The organism is Paraburkholderia sp. J8-2, from assembly GCF_905220195.1.
In the GTDB taxonomy this organism is placed as follows: domain Bacteria; phylum Pseudomonadota; class Gammaproteobacteria; order Burkholderiales; family Burkholderiaceae; genus Paraburkholderia.
This window is the reverse complement of record NZ_CAJMZA010000009.1, coordinates 161,204-181,411: the sequence shown is the minus strand read 5'-3', so window position 1 is coordinate 181,411 and position 20,208 is coordinate 161,204. Positions and strand designations below refer to the sequence as shown.

Sequence of the window (20,208 nt, the reverse complement as noted above, 5' to 3'; positions counted from 1 at the left end):
CCGCCTTTTTACATGCCGGGCGCCGGGAGCGTTTGGCTTCGTGGGCTCAGTTCAGCCGCATACGCTGCAGCTTGTTGTAGAGCGTCTTGGGGCTGATGCCGAGCAACGACGCGGCGCGGTGCCGCGTACCGCCTACGGCGTCGAGCGTCGCGCGGATCAGCATCTCTTCCACGTCGGCGAGCGGCGTGCCCACGGTCACCTGCACGCGGCCGCCGTTCATGTCGCGCGGCCCCGCGCCGCTGCTTTCCTCGGCCTGCAAGGTTTCCAGCACCTCGCCCGAGGCGTGCCACGCGCGCCTCACGCGTTCGTGCAGCTCGCGCACGTTTCCGGGCCAGTCATAGGCTAGGCACTCGCGGATGAACGATGGCGCGACGAGCCGCGTCGCGCCGGCCAGACCGTGCGACTGGGCGTCCTGATTGAGCTCGTCGACGCACGCGAGCGCGAGCAGGGCGGCGTCGTCGTCGCGCTCGCGCAACGGCGGGAGCGGGATCGCCGCTGCGTCGAGACGCATCCACAGATCGTTGTGCAGCGCGCCTTGCTGGACGGCGTCACGCGGCACCGCGCGGGTGGCGGCAATCAGGCGGAAATCGGTGCCCACCTCGCTGCTGCCGCCCACGCGCATGAAAGTTTGCGAATCGAGCGCGCGCAGCAGCGTTTCCTGCTGCTCGCGCGTAAGGTCGGTCAGCTCGTCGATAAAGAGCGTGCCGCCGCTCGCCTGATCGACGAGGCCTGGCTCGCGCTGTTCCGCGCCTGTGAACGCGCCGCGTTCATGGCCGAACAGCACGCTCGCGAGCGGACGTCCGGCGGCCGCTTCTGCCACGAGCGAGTGCGCGTCGCACACGACGAACGGCCCTTTGCGGCGGCGGCTCAACTGATGCAGCGTGCGCGCGGCGACTTCCTTGCCCGTGCCGGCTTCGCCGTGCACGAGCAGCGCCGATTCGGTGGGCGCGAGCTGTTCGAGCGTGTCGTAGACATGCTGGATCGCGCTGCTGCGTCCGAGCATGGGCCCGAAGTGGCCCATCTGGCGCAGCGCGGCGCGCAGCGTGCGCACTTCTTCGGTCAGCTCGTAGGGACGCGGAATGCGTGCGAGCAGGCTGCGCAGGCGCGGAATGTTGACGGGCTTGAGCAAATAGTCCCAGATACCGTGGCGCAGGCCTTCGATCGCGCTTTCGACCGTGGCGTTGCCGGTCATGACGATCACGGGCAGCGCGCCGCCCGGCGGCTGCGCGGGCAAGTACGGAAGCAGTTCGAGCCCGCCGCCGTCGGGCAGGTTCAGGTCGACGAGTACGACATCGGGAATGAAGCGGGCAAGGGCGGCGCGCGCTTGCGCGAGCGTGGCAGCAGTGTCGACGGAGAACCCGTCGGCCGACAGGATCGCTGACAGACCTGACAGGCTATTGGGATCGTCTTCGACAATCAGGGCATGTGGCATGGCGGTAGCGGCTTACGGATGAGCGCATTCGCGCCGGCGCTGCGCACGCTGGGTAGCGCGCGCGCCCCGGCAGACAGCCGCGCGGCGCGGGCAAGCGCGGCACGATGCGAAAGATTTCACCGAGATCACGGAGATGTCTCGTAGCAGGGTGTTCAGTTCCGGTCCTCCCAGTTGTGCTGCGCCAGAGCGGGGGCGCGACGGCTATGCCCGGCAGCGTGGCGGCCGGGCAGCAGCACAAGGCCGAAGCGCGTGGCGCCTGGGCGTGCGTGCAACCCCCTGTTTGCCTGCAAGTGGGCGGCGACCGTACCGGCCGTGCCGCGGACGCGGCCTTAGTCGCGCGGCCGGTGTGCGTCGAACCAGCGGCGCACTTCCAGTTCTGCCTCGTCACGCGTCTTGCCGTAACGTTCCTGGATGAGCCCGGCGAGTCGGTCCGCACGGCCTTCGGCTTTCGCGAGTTCGTCGTCCGTCAACTCGCCCCATGCCGCTTTGGCCTTGCCGATCAACTGCTTCCACTTGCCTTCAGCAATGTCGTTATTCATTTGCTTCTCCTGATAAAGGGAAAGAGTGTGGAACGCATGCTCTCTCACCTCACAGCAGAAACCGTGCCGCGGGAGTCAATCTGACCGGCGCGCGCTGCGCTTGCTTGCCACCTGCTTGCGGCAGGCGGCAAGTACGCAATCCGTTGCGCATAACCGGTAAGGTTTTCCGTGGCAGTCTCAAACATACACGTTCAGCAAAAAAAGAAAAAGCGCCCCGAGGGGCGCTTTCACGACGCTTGCCGCCTTGCCCGCCAAGGCGGGCGGGGCAGGCGTTCTTGCGCTGCAGTATGCCGCGGTTACCCGCAGTTACATTTAAGCGCGGCTGCGGTACTCGTTCGTACGCGTGTCGATTTCGATTTTGTCGCCGATGTTGCAGAAGAGCGGCACTTGCAGTTCGAACCCGGTGTTCAGCTTGGCGGTCTTCAGGACCTTGCCCGACGACGTGTCGCCCTTGACAGCCGGTTCCGTGTAAATGATTTCGCGCACGAGCACGGTCGGCAGTTCGACCGAGATGGCCTTCTCGTTGTAGAACACGACTTCGCAGCCCATGCCGTCTTCGAGGTAGTTGAGGGCGTCGCCCATCATCTCGCCTTCGACTTCGAACTGGTTGTAGTCGGCGTCCATGAACACGTACATCGGGTCGGCGAAGTACGAGTACGTCACTTCCTTGCGATCCAGCACGACGACGTCGAACTTGTCGTCTGCCTTGTACACGGTTTCCATGCCGGCGCCGGTCAGCAGGTTCTTGAATTTCATCTTCACGACGGCGGCGTTGCGGCCCGACTTGTTGTATTCGGCCTTTTGCACGACCATCGCGTCGTTACCGATCATCACGACGTTGCCGACGCGGAGTTCCTGTGCGGTCTTCATAATAAAAAACTGTCCTGTCCAGATTGAAGTAGCTTCGAGTGTGCTCGACGGCAAACGTCGCAAGCGGATTCGGTTGGTGTTGCGGGTGCTGCGGTTGCAACTGCTGCGACCCTCATTCGCGTATGTGCGATGTGGGGCGCGAAACTCGAAGCGCTTGAGACGGCTGCCGTCGGATAACCGCTTATTTTAACTGAGTTTTTGCGAATTCGGCGAGATTTCCGGCGAGATCGCCGACCTGCCCGAGTTCGGCGGCCCAGGCGTTCGCGCGCGCCGCGTAGACGGGCAGATGCTGCGCGAACTCGGCCCAGTCCGGCGTGCCGCGGCCATTCCACGCATGCCAGAAGCGTTCGAGCGCGGCGCGCGGCGCCTGCGGCAGCGTGCGGCCGTAGTGCGCGAGCGCTGCGTCGAGTTTTGGCAGATGAGCATCGTCGGCTTGCGGATAGATGTGCCAGACAAACGGTCGCGCGGCCCATTGCGCGCGCACGAACGAATCTTCGCCGCGCACGAAGTTCAAGTCGCTCGCCCAGAGCAGTGAGTCGTAACCGCGCTGCTCGGTGAACGCCAGCGCGTGCGCGTGCAGCGCGCCGCGCGTGGCCTGAGCGCCCGCGCCGAACGCCGGCTCGCCGAAAAAGCGCGCGAGCGCGCCGGAGATGCGGCCCTCGGGCACAAGCAGAACCACTGGCTTTGCCCCGTCGCGCCATTGCTCCAGCAGGTGATCGACGGCTGGATTCTCGTAGGCGAAAAGCGAGATCACGGTGGCTTCCGGCCCCGGAGGCGCGCCGCCCGTGGCGCGCTGCCACCACGCGGCGCGGGCGTCTTGCGAGCGCTCGAAGTCCGCGCGCGCGGCGTCGAGCGTGCGCTCCTTCAGTACGCCCCCCGTGCCGGGCCCGAGACCAGGAAAGAAGAAGTGCTTGGCGAGCGCGTAGCGCGGGTGCGGCGAGGGCCGCAGGTGGAAATCGGCCACCCAGTCTTCTGCGCTCAGATATTCGAGGTTGAGCCAGACGGGTTTGCGCTCGCGTTCGGCCATCGCCGCGACGTACACGGGCGGCAGCTCGCACGCAAACGCTTCGATCACGACATCGGCGATCTGCAGCGTCTCGCCCGCATGCTCGGGCTCGTGCCAGTGTTCGACGAGCACGCCCTCGACCGATTGCGTGGCGCGGCTCGCGTCTAGCGCGGGGCAGAGCTTCTGGAACGCGTGCAAGTCGTCGACGAACAGGCGTACCTGCCAGCCGTGCTCATGCGCGAGCTGGCGCGCAAGCCGCCAGCACACGCCGATGTCGCCGAAATTGTCGATGACGGCGCAAAAGAGGTCGCAGGCGATGGCGCTATCGCTAGCGGCGGCGGGAGTGTGGGCTTCTGTCATGGGTAGCTTGGGTGGCGCGCGACGCGGCGCAAACATGACTGCCATGCCTCAGGCGGGCGTAGAACGCCCGGCTGGCAAGTTCGGCACGGGTTCCGTGCGGCATGGAATGATCTAAACTTGCGATTCTAGGACACAGCCATGAACGCGTCGCGACGGCGGCGCGCTGTGCAACGTCTCACCTCTCTCGACGCACCGCCCGTCCCCGAAACTGGATGACCGACACCGACGTTTTCGACCCGAAAAAGGCGCTCGCGCAGCTGCCGCATCTGCCGGGCGTATATCGCTACTACGACGCGCAAGGCGCGGTCCTCTACGTCGGCAAGGCGCGCGACCTGAAAAAGCGCGTGTCGAGCTACTTCACCAAGACGCAGCTTTCGCCGCGCATCGCGATGATGGTCACGCGTATCGCGCGCATCGAGACCACGGTCACGCGTTCCGAGGCCGAGGCGCTGCTGCTCGAAAACAATCTCATCAAGGCACTCACGCCGCGCTACAACATCCTGTTTCGCGACGACAAGTCGTATCCGTTTCTCAAGATCACCGGGCACAAGTTCCCGCGCATGGCGTACTACCGCGGCGCGGTCGATCGCAACAACCAGTACTTCGGGCCGTTTCCGAGCGCCTCGGCCGTGCGCGAGAGTATCCAGATCCTGCAGCGCGTGTTCCAGTTGCGCACCTGCGAAGACTCGGTGTTCAACAACCGCACGCGGCCGTGCCTGCTGCATCAGATCGGCCGCTGCACGGCGCCTTGCGTGGGGGCGATCAGCGAAGAGGATTACGCGCGCGATGTGAACAACGCATCGCGCTTTCTGCTGGGCCGTCAGAACGAGGTGATGAAGGAACTGGAGACGAAGATGCATGCGTTTGCCTCGGAGCTGAAGTTCGAGCAGGCGGCATCCGTGCGCAACCAGATGAGTTCGCTTTCGACCGTGCTGCATCAGCAGGCCATCGAAACGGGCAGCGAGAGCGACGTCGACATTCTTGCCGTGGTGGCGCTGGGCGGGCGCGTGTGCGTGAATCTCGCGATGGTGCGCGGCGGCCGGCATCTGGGCGACAAGGCGTATTTCCCGACGCATGTGGAGCGCGCGCTGACCGACGAAGAGGGCGGCGTTGCCGAGGAAATCGACAGCGACACCGTGGTTGCGGCGAGCGCGCTGAAGTCGCTGCCCTCGCTTGCGCGCAAGACGGTGGAGGATTACGTCGAAGAAGCGCAAGAGGCCGACGCTCGAGACGATGCGGCGCTCGAAGCCGATCCGCTCGCCATCGCGGCCGACCTCGCAGAGGATGAAGACGACGCGAGCGACGATGCAGGCGATGCCGAATCCGATACCGCCACCGCGCCCGCGATCGAGTCGCAAGCGGGCACGCGCACGAAGCGCGAGATCGGCGTTGAATCCGAAGTGCTCGACGCCTTCATTGCGCAGCACTACTTCGGCAACCGCGTGCCGCCCGTGCTGGTCGTGAGCCATCCGCCCGCAAACCGCGAGCTTGTCGATGTGCTGAGCGAACAGGCCGGGCACAAGGTGACGCTGCTGCGTCAGCCGCAAGGTCAGAAGCGCGCGTGGCTCGCCATGGCCGAACAGAACGCGCGGCTCGCGCTCGCGCGCCTGCTCTCCGAGCAGGGTTCCCAGCAGGCTCGCACGCGCACGCTCGCGCAACTGCTCGGGCTCGAACTCGACGACCTCGCGCATTTGCGCATCGAGTGCTTCGACATCAGCCACACGATGGGCGAGGCGACGCAGGCGTCGTGCGTGGTCTATCACCATCACAAGATGCAGTCGGCCGAATATCGCCGCTACAACATCACCGGCATCACGCCCGGCGACGATTATGCCGCCATGCGTCAGGTGCTCACGCGCCGCTACGAGAAGATGGTCGCGCAAGCGGCGCGCGCCGAAACCGAAGAGGCGCCGCCGCCCGTGCCGGCCCCCGATCCCGCCGACCCGAATGCAGCGTCCGAAGCCGCGGAAGCCAGCGAGGCAGTCGAAGCCCCGCCGCCCGGTAGCATGCTGCCCAACATCGTGCTGATCGACGGCGGCAAGGGGCAGGTCGAGATCGCGCGCCAGGTGTTCACTGAACTGGGTCTCGATCCGGCGATGCTGGTGGGCGTGGCGAAGGGCGAGGGGCGCAAGGTCGGTCTCGAAACGCTCGTGTTCGCCGACGGCCGTGCGCCGCTCGAACTCGGCAAGGAGAGCGCGGCACTCATGCTCGTCGCGCAGATTCGCGACGAGGCGCACCGCTTCGCCATCACGGGCATGCGCGCGAAGCGCGGCAAAACGCGCCAGACTTCGCGTCTCGAAGAACTGGAAGGCGTGGGGGCGAAGCGCCGTCAGCGCCTGCTCGCGCGCTTTGGCGGCCTGCGCGGCGTGATGGCGGCCAGTGTGGAGGATCTGGCGAGCGTGGAGGGCATCTCACACGCGCTCGCCGAGCAGATCTACCAGCAGCTTCACTGATGCGGCGGCCTTGCGGGCCGGGTGCGGCCCGGCCAATCCTTACGGTTGCTTGTGGCAGGTGCGGCGACGCGGCACAATTGCATCTCCCATAATTGCATCTCCCCCGACAGATAGCGCCAGCCGATGCCGTTCAATATTCCGATTCTCCTGACCTGGCTGCGGATCCTGGCGATTCCGCTCGTGGTCGGCGTGTTCTATCTGCCGCAGACAATGCTTTCCCCGATGCAGCAGAACGTACTGGCGATGCTGCTCTTCGTGCTCGCGGCGCTCACCGACTGGTTCGACGGTTTTCTCGCGCGCAAGTGGAATCAGACGTCCTCGTTCGGTGCATTCCTCGATCCCGTCGCAGACAAGCTGATGGTGACCGCGGCGCTACTCGTGCTCGTGCATCTGCAGCGGCTTGACGCCGTGATCGCGCTCGTGATCGTCGGACGCGAAATCGCGATTTCGGCGCTGCGCGAATGGATGGCGCAAATCGGCGCGTCGAAGAGCGTGGCCGTGAATTCGCTCGGCAAGTTCAAGACCGCGTGCCAGATGGTCGCGATACCCATGCTGTTGTTCTACGCACCGCTTACGCTCGGCGGCGTGACGCTGTTCGACTCGCGCGTGTGGGGCGCGTGGCTCATCTATGTGGCGGCGTTCCTCACGATCTGGTCGATGCTCTACTACATGAAGCTCGCGTGGCCGCAGATCCGCGAACGGGGAAGCCTGTGAGCGGCGTGGTGTGAATCCCATGTGTCTTTTTCCAAAAAGATCACACGAAGGGGTTGACACGATTCTGCGGGTTATACATAATCTCACTTCTCCGCTGCACGACGCAGTAGCAAGCAAGCAGATGCGGTGGAGATATCAGAAGATAAGCCGAAGTTAGGCATATATCTGAAGCGAATATGCGGGAGTAGCTCAGTTGGTAGAGCGCAACCTTGCCAAGGTTGAGGTCGCGAGTTCGAGACTCGTCTCCCGCTCCAGAATTTAAGGTGCGGCGTTTTGTAGTAGAAAAAACGAAGCGCTGAAGCAGGAAAAATGCAGTAAAGCAGGACATTTGCGGGAGTAGCTCAGTTGGTAGAGCGCAACCTTGCCAAGGTTGAGGTCGCGAGTTCGAGACTCGTCTCCCGCTCCAAATGCCAAGGGGAAGCAACGCTTCCCTTTTTGTTTGGCAGGCTTGCATCAGTATCAAGCCATCAAACAAATCTGTCCGGTCGTTGCGGGCTCAAGCAGTTTGCCTGATGTTCGCCGCGTTCCAGTCAGTCCGCTTCTGGCGCGATAGCAAAGCGGTTATGCAGCGGCCTGCAAAGCCGTGTAGGCCGGTTCGACTCCGGCTCGCGCCTCCAGATGCAAAACAAAAGCCACCTTCGGGTGGCTTTTGTTTTTTGCTGCGCGCTCGCGCACGTGGCGCACAATAGCCGGCACCCATCCTCTCCGGTTGCCCGACATGTCCATCGAACTCCCCGAAGACGCGCGCAGCGAAGCGATCGCCTCCATTCAGCGCTATTTCGACGCGAACATGGAAGAGCCGATCGGCAACATCGCGGCGGGCGCGCTGCTGGGCTTCTTTCTCGAAGAGATCGCGCCGGCGATCTACAACAAGGCCATTGCCGACGCGCAGGAGAGCATGCAGGCGCGCATCGTCGATCTCGAGATCGATCTGCATGAAGAGCCGTTCCAGTACTGGCGCAAATACGAAGCGCCGCGCCGGCGAAAGTGAGCGCCGCCTGAGTCGCGGGTTTGTAGCATGCGCGGCGCGCGGCATAATCGTGGTCATTCACTATGCTTCGATGGAAATCGCAGACCATGACCGTGCAGTCCGCCGCCTTGCCGCTACCCCAATTCGACTGGCAATGGAAAGCCTTCGACGCGCTCGACGCGCGTGAAGTCTACGCCATGCTCAAATTGCGCTCCGACGCGTTCGTCGTCGAGCAGAACTGTGTGTATGGCGATATCGACGGTCTCGACTTCGGCGCGTGGCATCTGTTCGCATGGAGCGAAGAGGGCGGCGAGCGAGCGCTCGCGGGTTATCTGCGCGTGCTGCTACCCGATGCAGAGGATGCTGATGTGCGTATCGGCCGCGTGGTGACGTCGCAGAACCATCGCGGCATCAAGCTCGGCAACGCGCTGCTCGAACGCGCCATCGCGCAGATCGCGCGCCAATGGCCGGACGTCGCGATGCGTCTGCATGCCCAGGCGCATCTGCAGAAGTTCTACGGTGCGTTTGGCTTCTCACCCGTTGGCGAGATTCACGACGAGGACGGCATTCCTCACGTGTGGATGCGCTCGGCCTGATTCGATGTTGGTCGCGCGCCGCGCCGGTGCTGCGGCAAACGTCCGCGCGCGGATAGGCGCATCCAGTGGCGCAGCGCGATCAGTGCGCCGACCACACTCATCATCGACCCCGGAATCCACAGCAGCAGCCCGCCGATCTGCTGGTCGCGCATGGGCGAAAGCCAGGTGAATGCGCGGCCGCAGATCGAATAAATCGGATATAGCTCGCGCGGCGTGAAGAAGATGAACGCGCCGAGCACGATTTGCGGCGGAATCGCCGCGATCACGACGAGCACGCGCTTGCCCGGCGAGAGGCGCGCGGGCGGAGCGGGGCGCGAGTCGAGCACGAGCCACCAGAACAGCAGCCCGTCGATCACCATGCTCCAGTTCATGACGCGGTAGAGGCGCCAGTCGAGCATCGCGATGAAGTGGATCGGCGAAAAGAGCCAGAAGTAGATGAGCCCGACGAAGAGTCCGACCGCGACGACGGGATGCATGACGATGTCGAGCGCCACGCGCACGGGGCGCGCGGCGAGCACGGGGCGCACGAAGCGCTGGCGCCACTTGAACGGAATGCCCGCGCGCAGCGCCGCGCCCGGGTAGGCGAGCGCGATGAAGAACGGCCCCAGATGATGCAGCACGAGGTGCTGCGCGCGATGCATGAAGAACTCGTGCTCGAAGTAGTAGTCGAGCCGCGTATGCAGCACGACATAAAGCGCGCCGAGCCCGAACCAGAATGAGAGCTGGCGCGCGAGCGACACCCGCGCGTGCCGTTTGCCGCGCACGAACAGCACCGCCGCGAGCAGGGTGCAGATCATCACGGTCGGCGAGGGCTCCCACGGCTGGAGCCAGTAGATCAGGGTCATCGCGAGCATGGCGGCGGCCTCATCGCGGATTCAACATGCTTGCGCGCGCAACCATACGGGATGCGCGCGTTGGTTTTGCTGCGGCCTTACTGCCCTGAGGGCGACTTGACTGCGAACGGCGTGTCGAGCGTTTCGCCGTCCGAGAATTGCAGCTTCACGTTCACCGTGTCGCCCGGTGCGATCTTGTGCTTCGCCTTCTCCAGCATCAGGTGGTAGCCGCCCGGTGCGATCGCCAGCGTGCCGTGCGCCGGCACCGTTGCCTTGTGCACCATGATCATCTTCTGCGTCGAGCCATTCGAGACCGTCTGATGCAGCATGACCATGCCGTAAGCGTCGCTCGATACGCCCACGAGATCGACCGGCTGGTCGCCATCGTTCTTGAGCGTCACATAGCCCGCCGCAGGCAGGTCGTTGGGCAGCCAGCGCACCCACGCGTCCTGCGTGCTCAGCGCGCCCGGGGCGGCGTGTGCGGCGGGCGCGAAAGCGGCGAGCGCACCGAAGGTGCTCAGCGCGCAGCCGAGCGAGACGGTGAGTGACTTGAGGTTCTTCGTCATAACGTTTCCTGTTGCGGTTTGCTGTTGCGTCTTGCTGTTACATCAAGGCTCGATGATAGGACCCGCGACGCGGCATGCGTTCACGCCGTGTCGTTGATCACGCGGCGCAGGTCGTGCGCGATCGCGTCCGGGGTGTTGCTGTCGGTGGCGAGCAGGCGCGCGTGGCCCTGCGCGTCGAACACATAGACGGCCGAGCTGTGCGTGACTTCGTAGCTGCCGTCGGGGTCGCGCTTTTCCATCTGGTAGGCCACGCGGTAGCGCCGCGCGAGCGATTCGATCTGGCTGTCGGTGCCGGTCAGGCCGAGTGCATGCCGGGCATCGAATGCGCCAACGTAGGCGTGCAAGGCCTGCGGCGTGTCGCGCGCCGGATCGACGCTGATGAAGAGTATCCGCACTTTCTGCGCATCGGGGCCGAGCTTCGCTATAACCTGCATCAGGCGCGCCATCGTCTCCGGGCAGACGTCCGGGCAATGCGTATAGCCAAAGTAGACGAGCGTCGTGCGCCCTCGAAAACTCGCGCCCGTCACAGGTTGGCCGTTGTCGGCCGTGAGTGCGAAATCGAGGTCGGGCAGGTGGCCGCTTACGTTCGTCAGCTGCCACGGCTCGTCCGGGTGCGAGCATGCCACGAGCAGCAAGGCGCCCGCCACGAGCGCCGCGTGCCGCAGGCTGCGCAGGCCGCTGCAAAGGCGGGTGCGGAACGTGCGCAGTGTGGGCTCGAAGGTGGGGAACAAAGGCAATCTCGTCGACTCGATTGGATTACGTTAGCCGCGCTCGAACAGGGCGTTGGGCCCGGCTTGTCGCTGCGACTGTAGCAAAATTGGGGCTGCCCGGTCGCGAGCGCCCCGTCGTGCTGATCGCTCGCGTCGATATGCCGCATCGGCTCGCATCGGCTGAATCACAGTCCTGGCAGCGGAGTCCAACTTTCGACAAGCCGGACCGCAGACAAGCCGACTCGAGTCCGGCCAGGCCCGCGCAGCCGGTCAGCCCCTTACTTTCTCGATAATCGATCCAAGGCGCGGTAAGATTCGCACACTTTCCCTGGGCGCTGCCCGGGGCCATACCCGGCCAGCAGGCCGATGGGTGAAAAGAACGCAATGCAAGTACTTCCGGCAGTCCTGCCGCCTGACCAGACGGCATTTTTCTTCGATTTCGACGGCACGCTCGTCGATCTCGCGCCCACGCCAGACGGCGTGCTCGTGCGTCCCGACATGCTCGCGCTGCTGCATGAGTTACGCCGCACGACGCACGGCGCCGTGGCGATCGTCTCGGGGCGCGGCATCGAGAGCATCGACGGTTTCCTCGGCATGCCCGATCTGCCCGTGGCCGGTCTGCACGGCGCCGAGCGGCGCGACGCCAACGGCGACACACAGCGTGTCGGCTTCAACGATGAGCGTTTGCTGCGCATGGAGCAGGTGCTCGCGGAGGTGGTGCGCACGCATCCGCGCATGCTGCTCGAGATCAAGGGCGCGTCGCTCGCACTGCACTACCGCAACGTTCCGGAGCACGAGGGCACCGCGCGCGCCGCGACCGAGCGCCTCGCCGCCGATTACGCCGACGCCTACGTGCTGCAGCCCGGCAAGATGGTCTACGAGATCAAGCCGAAGGACGTCGACAAAGGCCGCGCGCTGCGCGCGTTTCTCGACGAGCCGCCGTTCGCGGGCCGCCGCCCGGTGTTCGCCGGCGACGATCTGACCGACGAGAAGGGCTTCGCCGTCGTCAACGCATTGGGCGGGCTGTCGATCAAGGTCGGCGGCGGCGACACCATCGCGCAAACACGCATCGATTCGGTCGACGCGTTGATCGGCTGGCTCGCATCGCTCGTCGCGGCCATGCCGGGCGCCCGGTGAGCGCGCGCATGCCTCGCTTCACTCCCCACGTTGAATGCGTCACGCGCAGCGATGCCTCGCGTGCGCCTTGCTCTCCTGATTTCCAGCACGGACCCCGCCCCTCATGAGCCGATTGATCATCGTATCGAACCGCGTCGCGCCGATTTCCGAAGGCGGTCCGGCCGCGGGCGGCCTCGCGGTGGGCGTGTACGACGCGCTCAAGGAAACCGGCGGCATGTGGTTCGGCTGGAGCGGGGACGTGCTCACCTCCGGCCAGCCGCAGATCGCGCTCGAAGAGCGCGGGCCCGTGACCTTTGCCACCATCGGCCTGCTGCGGCGCGACTACGACCAGTACTACCGCGGTTTCTCGAACGCGACGCTCTGGCCCGCGTTCCACTACCGCGCCGATCTCGTCCAGTACGACCGCCACGAGTACGAGGGCTATAGCCGCGTGAACGCGTGGCTCGCGCAGCAACTCGTGCCGCTTCTGCGCGAAGACGACGTGATCTGGGTCCACGACTATCACCTCATTCCGTTCGCCCAGGCGCTGCGCGCGGCGGGCGTGAAGAACCGCATCGGCTTTTTCCTGCACATTCCGTTTCCGGCCTCGCAGGTTCTGCTGGCGGTGCCGCCGCATCGCGAACTGGTTCAGGCGCTCTGCGCGTTCGACCTGCTCGGCTTCCAGACCAGGCCCGATCTGCGCGCGTTTTGCGACTACATCGTGAACGAGGCGGGCGGCACGACCGCGCTGCAGGCGGACGGCCTCACGCGCATCGAGGCGTTCGGGCAGACGCTCTGCGCGGGCGATTACCCGATCGGCGTCTATCCCGACGAAATCGCGGAGCTTGCCAAAGCGGGCGAACGCGGCAAGCCGGTGCGCACGCTCAAGGCCACGCTGCACGGGCGCAAGGTCATCATGAGCGTGGACCGGCTCGACTACTCGAAGGGGCTCGTGGAGCGCTTTCGCGCGTTCGAGCGCCTGCTCGACCACGCGCCGGCGCAGCGCAACAAGGTCTCGTTCGTGCAGATCGCGCCGCCTACGCGCGCCGACCTGCACGCCTATCAGGACATCCGGCTGCGCCTCGAGGCGGAGTCGGGGCGCATCAACGGCCGCTATGCGGAACTCGACTGGACGCCGATCTGGTACATCCATCGCCAGTACGAACGGGCGGTGCTGGCCGCGTTGTTCCGGGCGTCGAACGTCGGCTACGTCACCCCGCTGCGCGATGGCATGAATCTCGTCGCCAAGGAATATGTCTCGGCGCAGGACCCCGAAGATCCGGGCGTGCTCGTGCTCTCGCGCTTCGCCGGCGCGGCGCAGGAGCTTTCGGGCGCTCTGATCGTCAATCCGCTCGATATCGACGGCATGGCCGACGCGCTCAATGCCGCGCTCGCCATGCCGCTTGCCGAGCGGCTTGCGCGCTATCGGGACATGATGGGCCAGTTGCGGGAGAACAATGTCTCGGTCTGGCGCGACCGCTTCATGCGCGATCTCAGCCAGGTCAGCGTGCGGAAAGGAGTCAGCTTGCCGCCGCTCGAGCCCGCGCGGGGCTGAGCACCCACGCCGAGCCCGCCTCGGCGAGAGCGAAAAAAAGCCGCTTCAGGCGATGCACTGAAGCGGCTTTTTTGCGTTTGGCAGCGCACGGCGGCGGCGCGCCCGCCTGCGCGGTGGTCAGGCTACGTGCTTTTCGTCGGTCTTCTTGCCCAGATGCAGCGTGGAATGCTTGCCGTACTGCTTGGCGAGGAGGTCGCGGTAGAGGCCCGGACGGTTGCGCAGCTCTTCGGGGCTGCCGTCGTCGATCACCTTGCCCGCGCTCATCACGATGATGCGGTCGAAGTTGTTGAGCGTGGAGAGGCGGTGGGCGATCGCGATCACGGTGCGGCCGACCATGAGCCGGTCGAGCGCCTGCTGGATGGCCTCTTCGGACGCGCTGTCGAGCGCGGAGGTGGCTTCGTCGAGCAGCAGGATCGGCGAATTCTTCAGAATGGCGCGCGCGATCGCAATGCGTTGGCGCTGGCCGCCCGACAGCTTCACGCCGCGGTCGCCCACGATCGTGTCGTAGCCCTCGGGCATCGCCTCGATGAATTCGGCGCAGCGCGCCTCGCGAGCCGCGGCGAGCACTTCCTCGCGGCTCGCCTCGGGGCGGCCGTAGGCGATGTTCTCGTAGATCGAGCGGTGCAGCAGCGAAATGTCCTGCGGCACGAGCGCAATGGAATGGCGCAGGCTGTCCTGGGTGACGTGCGCGATGTCCTGGCCGTCGACCTTGATGGCGCCGCCCTGGGTGTCGTAGAAGTGCTGCAGCAGCGCGAGCACCGTAGTCTTGCCTGCCCCCGATTTGCCGATCAGGCCGACGCGCTGACCGGCCTCGATGTGCAGGTCGAAATGATCGAGGATCGGCTTGCGGTGCGGATACGCGAACGTCACGCCCTCGAAGTCGACGCGGCCGCCCTGGGCTACGAGCTCCGTGGCGTCGTCGCGGTCGGGCATGCCGTGCGGCTCCAGCAGCGTTTGCACGGCTTCGGCCAGGCGCGCCACGTGTTGGGTCACATCCACGAGCGCCACGGCGAGGTCGCGCGTGCCGTGCAGGATCGTGAAGCCGAGCGAGCTAACCAGCACGATGTCGCCCGACGTCGCCTTGCCCTGATCCCAGAGCCAGAGCGCCCAGCCGAGCAGCCCGGCGGACAGCATGGCCGTGATCACGGCGTGCAGCAGACGCAGCTTTTCGAGGTAGAGCAGGCTCGAGCGGCGCGCGTCGAGTTCGGCCTTGACGGTCGAGCCGAAGCGCTTTTGCTCGCGCAACGTCATGCCGAAGGCGCGCACGAGCGCCATGTTGCCGATCACGTCGACGAGCTCGCCGTCCACGGCGGCCGCTTTGGAAGCGAACGTGTGGTGACGCGAGGAGCCGCGCCCGGCCAGCTTGAAAAGGATCACCGAAAGGATGGCCGAGCAGACGAGCAGGCCCGCCGCCATGAGCGGATTGACGGCGATGATCATGACGATCGCGCCGGCCACGGCGATACAGGGCGGCAGCACGTTCCACGCCGTGGTGTTCTCGGCCGTGTAGACGGCGTTCGACGTCGCGGTGATGCGGCTCGCGAGCGTGCCGGGCTGCTTTTCGGCGTAGTAAGTGGGCGAGTGTCCGCTCAGATACTGGAAGAGGTCACGCCGCAGGTCGCCCGTCACGGTGACGAAGGTGTGCGCGGCGAACCAGCCGCCGACCCGCCAGAGCAGGTTGTCGGCGGCGATCAGGCCGACGAGGATGGCGAACGCGGTCCACAGCGGGCCCGGATGATGGCGTCCTGCTCCGAGCACGTCGATCAGATGCTTGATGGCGTATTGCGACGCAAGCGCGCAGCCCACGGCCGCGAACACGCTGGCGAGCACGACGCTGTGGGCGAACGGATGGCGCTTGATGTAGCGGAAAAGGAACGCGAGCGGACGCCGCGCATAGCTCGCGAGCTTTGCGTTGTGGGCGTTACGCTGGGCGGTGGTCAGATGTTCCAATTGATCGGGTGGTCGGTCTGACGGAATTTCGTCCGTGCAAGTTCAAAGGAAGATAGCTGGCGCTGAGGCGACGAACGGCTCAGGGCGCGCGGCAACGAAGGCGGACTTACCGCATTGTAAACACCCCGTGCGCCTGGCGCACCGCCTGTGCCCGGCGGACGCGCATCATATCGCGACACGATAGCGCGGGATACAGATTGGGGACACGTTGTTGCAGCGGAGGTTCAACAGGAATCGTGGACCGTTTTAGTGATAGATGTTTTAGAGATAGAATTACGGATTGCATTCGGAAAACTGCTGTGCGTGCCTGCAACGCGCAGCCAGCCCATGACGAACCTGAAACCTTACGAGTGGGATCGATCGATGCGGATTCGTGCCGCGACAATCCCCCGCAGTTGTTTTCCGCAGCGCAGCACCCAATCTAGAACTCTCTTGGAAAACAATGGGTTGCGGAGTGTTTCCGGTTTGTAACAACGTAAAGACTTTGAAATGATCTAGCCGGTATTGACCCCTGACCGGGATAATGCCGACTCGGACGGCGTAGGGAATTTGACAGCTTTTATGTCAACGGCCGCGAACCCTGCGCGTTTACCGCCTGAACCGCCGCGTGTGCGCTCTCTTGCCGCTTCACAACTGCGTCGGGTCTGTGTCCGGATTTCCGGCGCGGTTAGCGGTACGGAACGCCTGTAAGGCGCGTGGCGACAAGGAAGCCGCAGCCTGCATAGGTCGATTGTCAAATTTGCAGTCTATTGCCCGATTTATTACGAGGAAGGAGTTCACCACTATGCGAATCGCTCAAATCGCTCCGTTGCACGAGGCGGTTCCTCCCAAGCTGTACGGCGGCACGGAACGGGTGGTCTCCTACCTGACCGAAGCGCTGGTCGAACAGGGTCACGATGTCACGCTGTTCGCCAGCGGCGATTCGATCACCTCGGCAAAGCTCGAAGCGTTCTGGCCGCAGGCACTGCGCCTCGACCCCACGATTCGCGATGTGATGGCTCCGCACATGTTGCTGCTCGAAGAAGTTCGCCGCCGCGCGGAAGAATTCGACGTGCTGCACTTCCACATCGACTACTACCCGTTCTCGCTGTTCGCGCGTCAGCCGGTGCCGTTCGTCACGACCATGCACGGCCGTCTGGACCTGCCGGAACTGCAGCCGGTGTTCAACGCGTTCAACGACGTGCCGGTCGTTTCGATCTCGGACAACCAGCGCAATCCGCTGCAGCAAGCCAACTGGCAGCAGACCGTCTACCACGGCCTGCCGGAAGACGTGCTCACGCCGATTCCGAACGTCGAGCCCGGCTACCTCGCATTCCTCGGCCGCGTCTCGCCGGAGAAGGGCCTTGACCGCGCGATCCGCATCGCCGGGCAGGCGGGCATGAAGCTCAAGGTCGCCGCCAAGATCGACAAGGCCGACCGTGCCTACTACGAAGAAGTCATCAAGCCGCTGATGGCGCTGCCGCACGTCGAGTACATCGGCGAAATCGGCGAGCATGAAAAGCGTGAGTTCCTCGGCAATGCCCATGCGCTGGTGTTCCCGATCGACTGGCCGGAGCCCTTCGGCCTCGTCATGATCGAAGCCATGGCCTGCGGCACGCCGGTTATCGCGTTCAAGCGCGGTTCGGTGCCGGAAGTCATCGAGAACGGCGTGTCGGGCTTCGTCGTCGAAGACGAAATCAGCGCAGTCGCCGCGATCAAACGCCTGTCGACGCTGCCGCGCGAGAAGGTGCGCGCCGCGTTCGAGTCGCGCTTCTCGTCGAAGGTGATGGCGCGCAACTACGTGGCCGTGTACGAAGAACTGCTGCGTCAGAAGCATCGCACGGTGCTGCGCGAAGTCAACGCCGGCTAAGCTGCGCACCGAAACCGGACGCGCTGCGGCGCGCCCGGTTTTCCCGCTTTTCCCCAACGCCCTGGTGCCTGTGCACCGGGGCGTTGTCACATTCGCTGCGCCGGCAAGTGAGGCGCACGCTTAATGTCCCTATAATGGCCGTGCCGTAAAATCCGCGGCGCCCACAAAAGCGTGCTTTGCATGGGACCAGAGTTGCGCGCTGAAGCGCGAACTCTGGTCGACAGAGGAGAAGACCCTTGGCCAGAACCCGACCGACGCCCACGGCAACCGTACCCGGTGCCGGGACGCTTTTCGCGCTGCGCGCGATCGGGCTCGTGATCCTGGCGCGCTGGCTGCACTCCATGGCGCAGATGAATTTTCTCGCCGCGCTCGAAGGCATGGCGTCGTCGCCGGCGGCAAGCCTGAATCTCGTCTTCCTGTTTCTGCTGATCGTCCTGCCGGGCGCGAAGGCGCGCGTCGAGCGGCCGTTTCACCCGCTGCCGCAGTGGCTGCGCCAGGCGCTGCGCTTCTTCGGCGTGCTCGGCTTTCTGTTCGCGATCGGCTCGATCGGCGTGTTTGTCTGGACCGCCGGCTGGCGGCGCACCTTCCACGCCGTGGCCGATACGAATGGCTGGCTCGTCGCCGCCCCCGCGCTCTATGCGGCTGTGGTCTGGATCTGCCGGCCGCGCGCGCTTTGGCGAAGCAACTTCGCGGCGCGGCGTTTCGCGATCGGGCGCTTCGCCGTGTCGATCGATCCGGCCACGCGCACGACGGTCGTCTGGCAGGAAAGCCGCAAGGTCGGGCAGTACGATGCGCGTGAACTGTCGGTGCGCTGGCTTTCGGGGACGCCGCAGGGCGGGGTGGTCATGGCGGAGCCTGCGCGCCTGCCTGCACCCGAGCGCGCTCAGGCGGACGATCCCGCGGTCACGGCAGGCATTGCCGAGCCGGTTGCCAGCGCGGATCCTCCCGATGCCGCCGCTACGCTGGCGGGCGTGCCGCCCGCGGCCACGCGAGAACCCGGTGCCCACAATGCGCCGCGTCAGGCATCGGCGTCGTCATCGTCGAGGCCTGCGGGCAAGCCCGCGCGCCGGCCGAAGATCGAATTGCTCTGGGATTCGCCGGCTGCGGCGGGTCATAACCGCCAGACCGTGTTTCGCGTGTCGCTTGCCTCCGAAGGGGACCGCACGGCCTCGCGAGCGCTCGACTCGGCGCTGAAGCAGACCTGACGCACCCGACAGGGCCCGGCTGCATGACGCCGCGCCCACGCATACGCCCGCTTTTTTGTTGCTTGCCGTTCCTGTCGTCCACTCGAAGGAGTTGCAATGCTCATACGCTGGTTGCTCGCCGCCATTCACCTGCTGGCCTTCGGCTTCGCGCTCGCGTCCATCCTGCGGCGTACACGCGGACTGCGCCGTTGCACCTCCACCGAGGACCTGCCGGCGATCTTCAGCGCCGACAACGGCTGGGGCGGCTCGGCCGTCGTGCTGATCGTCACCGGTGCCATGCGCGCGTTCGGCGGCTTCGAGAAGGGCGCCGGGTACTACCTGCACGAACCGCTCTTTCACGCGAAGATGGGCGCGCTCGTGCTGATCCTCCTGCTCGAGATCGCGCCGATGATGGCGCTGCTGCGCTGGCGCCTCGCCGTGCGCCGAGGCGACGTGCCGGATCTGACCGGCGCGCCGAAATATGCCCGCATCGGCGTGTGGCAGACGGTGCTGGTCGTCGTCATGGTGTTCGCGGCGACGGGCATGGCGCGCGGCATTGGCCTCGATACGGGCGCTGAATAGACCACCCGGCGCTTGATCAGGCCCCGAAAAAGAGAAAACCCGCGCGGCGGCGGGTTTCCGGACTGGACAAGTCGTTGCTTCGCTTTACTGAAGATTGCCCGCTACCGCGACCGTCTGGCCGGTGATGTAGTTCGACTCGGGCGAGCAGAACAGATACACGCCGCCCGCCGCTTCTTCGGGCGTACCGCCCCGGCCGAGCGGATTGCGCTGCGCATGCGTCTTGATCAACTCCGGGTTCAGGCCCACGCGGATCTCGCGGCCTTCGATGCTCACCGTCGCGCCCGCTTTCGCGTCGGCGCTCGTCATGCGCGTGTGGATCAGGCCGAATGCCACCGCATTGACATTGACGTTGAAGCGCCCCCATTCGCGTGCGAGTGCGCGCGTCATGCCGATCACCCCGGCCTTCGCGGACGAGTAGTTCATCTGCCCGGCGTTGCCATTGAGCGCGGACGTGGACGAGATGTTCACGATCTTGCGATACACCTCGCGTCCTTCGGCGACGTCGGCCGCGTGCAGCGCCTTCACATGCGGGTACGCGGCGCGCAGGATGCGGAACGGCGCGGTCATGTGGCAATCGAGAATCGCGTACCACTGTTCGTCGGTCATCTTCTGGATCACGTCGTCCCAGGTGTAGCCGGCGTTGTTCACGATGATGTCGATGCCCTTGTACGTGCTCATCGCCGTGTTGATGAAGCGCTCGGCGAAGTCCGGCGCCGTCACGTTGCCCACGCAGGCCACCGCTTCGGCGCCTGCCTTGCGCAGCGCTTCGACCGTTTCGTGCGCCGGATCGGCGTCGAGGTCGTTCACGACAATGCGCGCGCCTTCGCTAGCGAGCTTTTCCACGATTGCACGGCCGATGCCGCGTCCCGAGCCGGTGACGAGCGCCACCTTGCCGTCGAGCTTACCCATGCTGTTGACTCCTT

18 protein-coding genes and 3 tRNA genes are annotated in these 20,208 nt (G+C 65.2%); 12 read left to right on the top strand and 9 right to left on the bottom strand.

Annotation, left to right across the window (positions count from 1 at the left end; genetic code table 11):
* Positions 1 to 46: 46 nt before the first annotated feature.
* The 4 genes from U5A52_RS21330 to earP all read right to left on the bottom strand — a co-directional run bounded on the left by U5A52_RS21330 (position 47) and on the right by earP (position 4,207).
* Positions 47 to 1,432 carry a sigma-54 dependent transcriptional regulator gene (locus U5A52_RS21330; RefSeq protein ID WP_321936100.1) on the bottom strand — a complete coding sequence of 462 codons (1,386 nt, stop codon included), beginning with the start codon at positions 1,430 to 1,432 and terminating at the stop codon, positions 47 to 49.
* 329 nt (positions 1,433 to 1,761) lie between these two features.
* Entirely contained in the window at positions 1,762 to 1,971 is a 210-nt protein-coding gene (locus U5A52_RS21325) for a CsbD family protein (RefSeq protein ID WP_028206671.1), read from the bottom strand.
* 312 nt (positions 1,972 to 2,283) lie between these two features.
* Positions 2,284 to 2,841, bottom strand: coding sequence for an elongation factor P (efp, locus tag U5A52_RS21320; RefSeq protein WP_321912514.1), 558 nt, complete (start codon positions 2,839 to 2,841; stop codon positions 2,284 to 2,286).
* Positions 2,842 to 3,022: 181 nt separating this feature from the next.
* Positions 3,023 to 4,207, bottom strand: coding sequence for an elongation factor P maturation arginine rhamnosyltransferase EarP (earP, locus tag U5A52_RS21315; protein WP_321936099.1), 1,185 nt, complete (start codon positions 4,205 to 4,207; stop codon positions 3,023 to 3,025).
* A gap of 212 nt (positions 4,208 to 4,419) precedes the next feature.
* Between earP and uvrC the strand changes: the two genes are divergently transcribed.
* The 7 genes from uvrC (at position 4,420) to U5A52_RS21280 (ending at position 8,940) form a co-directional block, all read left to right on the top strand.
* Positions 4,420 to 6,660 carry an excinuclease ABC subunit UvrC gene (gene uvrC, locus U5A52_RS21310; protein ID WP_321936098.1) on the top strand — a complete coding sequence of 747 codons (2,241 nt, stop codon included), beginning with the start codon at positions 4,420 to 4,422 and terminating at the stop codon, positions 6,658 to 6,660.
* Between the two features lie 123 nt (positions 6,661 to 6,783).
* Complete coding sequence (pgsA, locus tag U5A52_RS21305; RefSeq protein WP_042261239.1) at positions 6,784 to 7,374, top strand: CDP-diacylglycerol--glycerol-3-phosphate 3-phosphatidyltransferase; 591 nt, start codon at positions 6,784 to 6,786, stop codon at positions 7,372 to 7,374.
* Positions 7,375 to 7,552: 178 nt separating this feature from the next.
* Positions 7,553 to 7,628: transfer RNA gene (locus U5A52_RS21300), tRNA-Gly, on the top strand.
* Between the two features lie 76 nt (positions 7,629 to 7,704).
* Positions 7,705 to 7,780: transfer RNA gene (locus U5A52_RS21295), tRNA-Gly, on the top strand.
* A gap of 137 nt (positions 7,781 to 7,917) precedes the next feature.
* A tRNA-Cys gene (locus U5A52_RS21290) sits at positions 7,918 to 7,991 on the top strand.
* Between the two features lie 101 nt (positions 7,992 to 8,092).
* Complete coding sequence (locus tag U5A52_RS21285) at positions 8,093 to 8,365, top strand: DUF2164 domain-containing protein (protein ID WP_321936097.1); 273 nt, start codon at positions 8,093 to 8,095, stop codon at positions 8,363 to 8,365.
* Positions 8,366 to 8,451: 86 nt separating this feature from the next.
* Positions 8,452 to 8,940, top strand: a complete 489-nt coding sequence (locus U5A52_RS21280; RefSeq protein WP_321912507.1) for a GNAT family N-acetyltransferase — start codon at positions 8,452 to 8,454, stop codon at positions 8,938 to 8,940.
* Here U5A52_RS21280 and U5A52_RS21275 read toward each other — a convergent pair.
* The 3 genes from U5A52_RS21275 to U5A52_RS21265 form a co-directional block, all read right to left on the bottom strand.
* The gene (locus U5A52_RS21275) at positions 8,916 to 9,785 is read right to left on the bottom strand and encodes a cytochrome c oxidase assembly protein (protein WP_321912647.1); all 870 of its coding nucleotides are present in this window, start codon (positions 9,783 to 9,785) and stop codon (positions 8,916 to 8,918) included. The genes U5A52_RS21280 and U5A52_RS21275 overlap by 25 nt on opposite strands.
* 86 nt (positions 9,786 to 9,871) lie before the next feature.
* Positions 9,872 to 10,339 carry a copper chaperone PCu(A)C gene (locus U5A52_RS21270; RefSeq protein ID WP_321936096.1) on the bottom strand — a complete coding sequence of 156 codons (468 nt, stop codon included), beginning with the start codon at positions 10,337 to 10,339 and terminating at the stop codon, positions 9,872 to 9,874.
* Between the two features lie 80 nt (positions 10,340 to 10,419).
* Positions 10,420 to 11,070 (bottom strand): SCO family protein, encoded by a 651-nt coding sequence (locus U5A52_RS21265; protein WP_415774032.1) that lies wholly within the window; start codon positions 11,068 to 11,070, stop codon positions 10,420 to 10,422.
* A 363-nt stretch (positions 11,071 to 11,433) separates the two neighbouring features.
* On the opposite strand from U5A52_RS21265, the gene otsB reads away from it, so the two are divergent.
* Together otsB and otsA are read left to right on the top strand one after the other, a co-directional pair.
* The gene (otsB, locus tag U5A52_RS21260) at positions 11,434 to 12,186 is read left to right on the top strand and encodes a trehalose-phosphatase (RefSeq protein ID WP_321912505.1); all 753 of its coding nucleotides are present in this window, start codon (positions 11,434 to 11,436) and stop codon (positions 12,184 to 12,186) included.
* Positions 12,187 to 12,289: 103 nt separating this feature from the next.
* Positions 12,290 to 13,720, top strand: coding sequence for an alpha,alpha-trehalose-phosphate synthase (UDP-forming) (gene otsA / locus U5A52_RS21255; protein WP_321912503.1), 1,431 nt, complete (start codon positions 12,290 to 12,292; stop codon positions 13,718 to 13,720).
* 117 nt (positions 13,721 to 13,837) lie between these two features.
* Here otsA and U5A52_RS21250 read toward each other — a convergent pair whose 3' ends face one another.
* The gene (locus tag U5A52_RS21250; RefSeq protein WP_321912501.1) at positions 13,838 to 15,670 is read right to left on the bottom strand and encodes an ABC transporter ATP-binding protein; all 1,833 of its coding nucleotides are present in this window, start codon (positions 15,668 to 15,670) and stop codon (positions 13,838 to 13,840) included.
* A 784-nt stretch (positions 15,671 to 16,454) separates the two neighbouring features.
* Between U5A52_RS21250 and U5A52_RS21245 the strand changes: the two genes are divergently transcribed.
* The 3 genes from U5A52_RS21245 (at position 16,455) to U5A52_RS21235 (ending at position 19,285) form a co-directional block, all read left to right on the top strand.
* Entirely contained in the window at positions 16,455 to 17,519 is a 1,065-nt protein-coding gene (locus U5A52_RS21245) for a glycosyltransferase family 4 protein (RefSeq protein WP_321912499.1), read from the top strand.
* 236 nt (positions 17,520 to 17,755) lie between these two features.
* Complete coding sequence (locus tag U5A52_RS21240; RefSeq protein ID WP_321936095.1) at positions 17,756 to 18,724, top strand: hypothetical protein; 969 nt, start codon at positions 17,756 to 17,758, stop codon at positions 18,722 to 18,724.
* Positions 18,725 to 18,820: 96 nt separating this feature from the next.
* Entirely contained in the window at positions 18,821 to 19,285 is a 465-nt protein-coding gene (locus U5A52_RS21235; RefSeq protein WP_321936094.1) for a DUF2214 family protein, read from the top strand.
* Between the two features lie 84 nt (positions 19,286 to 19,369).
* On the opposite strand, the gene U5A52_RS21230 is transcribed toward U5A52_RS21235, so the two are convergent.
* Positions 19,370 to 20,194 (bottom strand): SDR family NAD(P)-dependent oxidoreductase, encoded by an 825-nt coding sequence (locus U5A52_RS21230; protein ID WP_321912493.1) that lies wholly within the window; start codon positions 20,192 to 20,194, stop codon positions 19,370 to 19,372.
* Positions 20,195 to 20,208: the final 14 nt, after the last annotated feature.